At 72.4% G+C, this 2,194-nt stretch carries 2 protein-coding genes and 1 pseudogene; all 3 read right to left on the bottom strand.

The features are described 5' to 3' along the window. Window positions 1-6: 6 nt before the first annotated feature. Window positions 7-186, bottom strand: a pseudogene (locus tag DKL51_RS31420) (YggS family pyridoxal phosphate-dependent enzyme); the annotation flags it as partial. 9 nt (window positions 187-195) lie between these two features. Continuing rightward, window positions 196-1,311, bottom strand: a complete 1,116-nt coding sequence (gene ftsZ, locus DKL51_RS31415) for a cell division protein FtsZ (RefSeq protein ID WP_109943503.1) — start codon at window positions 1,309-1,311, stop codon at window positions 196-198. A gap of 241 nt (window positions 1,312-1,552) precedes the next feature. Next, window positions 1,553-2,194: cell division protein FtsQ/DivIB (locus DKL51_RS31410; RefSeq protein ID WP_124813104.1), on the bottom strand; the 642-nt coding region annotated here is incomplete at its 5' end.

Genomic DNA, 2,194 nt, shown 5'->3' with positions numbered 1-2,194 from the left:
GACCTACCCGGCCAGGGCGACCACGTCACCGGCCGGGTAGGTCTTGGTGACCGCGATCATGGTCACCTCGGCCCGGTCCCGGCCGGCCGTGGCGCAGGCGTCGGCGATCCGGGCCTCGACGCGGGCCAGCCCGTTGGCAAGCTCGGCACGACGGTCCGGTCGTACCGTGGCGGCGCTGTCGGTCATCGGCGCGGCTCAGGACCCGTTCTTGAGGAAGTCGGGCACGTCCACGTCGTCGAAGAGCACCCGACGCGGCGACTGCTGCGGGGCCGGCATGGTGGCCGGCGGCGAGACCGGCGCGTTCGGCTGCGCCGGCTGGTTCTGGTTGGTCTTGCGGGCCGGCTCGGCCGCCTTGTACGCCGGCGCGCCCCCGTCGAAGCCCGCCGCGATGACGGTCACCCGCACCTCGTCGCCGAGGGCGTCGTCGATGACCGCACCGAAGATGATGTTGGCGTCCGGGTGGGCCGCGTCGGTGACCAGCTGGGCCGCGTCGTTGATCTCGAACAGGCCCAGGTCGGAGCCGCCGGCGATGGAGAGCAGCACGCCGCGGGCGCCGTCCATGCTCTGCTCCAGCAGCGGGCTGGAGATGGCCGCCTCGGCCGCCTCGACCGCGCGGTTCTCACCGCGCGCGCTGCCGATGCCCATCAGCGCGCTGCCCGCGCCGCTCATCACGCTCTTGACGTCGGCGAAGTCCAGGTTGATCAGACCCGGGGTGGTGATCAGGTCGGTGATGCCCTGGACACCGGAGAGGAGCACCTGGTCGGCGGTCCGGAAGGCGTCCATCATGCTGATGTTCCGATCGCCCAGCGCGAGCAGCCGGTCGTTTGGGATGACGATCAGGGTGTCGCACTGGTTGCGCAGCTCGTCGATGCCGGCCTCGGCCTGCACCTGGCGGCGCTTGCCCTCGAAGGAGAACGGTCGGGTCACCACGCCGATGGTGAGCGCGCCGAGCTTGCGAGCGATGTTCGCCACCACGGGCGCGCCGCCGGTCCCGGTGCCGCCACCCTCGCCGCAGGTCACGAAGACCATGTCGGCGCCCTTGAGCACCTCCTCGATCTCGTCGCGGTGGTCCTCGGCGGCGTTCTTGCCGACGTCCGGGTTGGCGCCGGCGCCCAGGCCCCGGGTCAGCTCGCGGCCGACGTCCAGCTTGACGTCCGCGTCGCTCATCAGGAGCGCCTGGGCGTCCGTGTTGATCGCGATGAACTCGACGCCCTTGAGTCCAACCTCGATCATCCGGTTGACGGCGTTGACGCCGCCGCCTCCGATGCCGACGACCTTGATGACCGCCAGGTAGTTGTGCGGAGGTGTCATCTCCGGTCCTTTCCCTTCGAGATTGGCATGGGCCGACCCCACACGGCTTGGCCAGACCAGCGGCGGACGCAGTTCCCCGCGACGCCGATGGTTGAAACCCTCACCCTCTACTAGAGGGTTAGTGTTATGTCAACCACTGATCCTCTTCGGGGCAACGTAAGCGCCGCCGCGCGATGAGCCAAGGACCTGATCGGCGTGTCGCCGCCCGGAGCGGGACGGGTCACGCCCGCGGACCGGCGGATCACTGGAAGGTCACCACGTCCGGCGCGCTGACGTCGATGGTGTCGGCGTCGCGCCCGAGCAACGCGGTGGCCACCCGCGACTTGTCCGCTCCGCGGGTGGCGTCGCCCCAGATGACCTGCCGGTCGCCGTGCAGCTTCAGGGTGATCCGCGCCAGGCCGGCCACGTCCACCGCGACCAGTTCGGCGCGGAGCTGCGGGGTGAGCGCGGCGAGCACCTGCAGCCCGGCCCGGGTGCCCGGGTCGTCCGGGCCCGGCCGGCCCACCTGCACCAGGGGCAGCCCGTCCGGAGCCCGCGGCACGGTCCGGAACACCACGCCCGACCGGTCGATCACAGCGAACTGCTCCCCCTGCGGCACCGCCGCCACGGCCGTCCGCTCGACCACCCGGATCACCAGCGTCCCCGGCCAGTCCCGGGACACGTACGCGCGCTCCACCGGGGCCAGCGTGCCGACCCGGCGGGCCGTCGCCGCGAGGTCCACCCGGGCCAGCGGCTCGTCGTCCGGGACCGCCGCGGCGTCCCGCACCTCCACCGGGCTGACCAGCTTCCCGCCGACCACCCGCACCTCGCGGACGCCGAACAGGCCGGTGCCGAGCACGGTCCAGGCGACCAGCCCGGCCAGCGCCAGCACACCGGCGGCGAG

This window comes from Micromonospora globispora (assembly GCF_003857015.1).
Classification (GTDB): Bacteria; Actinomycetota; Actinomycetes; order Mycobacteriales; family Micromonosporaceae; genus Micromonospora; species Micromonospora globispora.
The sequence above is the reverse complement of the archived record's forward strand: the minus strand, read 5'-3'. Positions and strand labels throughout refer to the sequence as shown.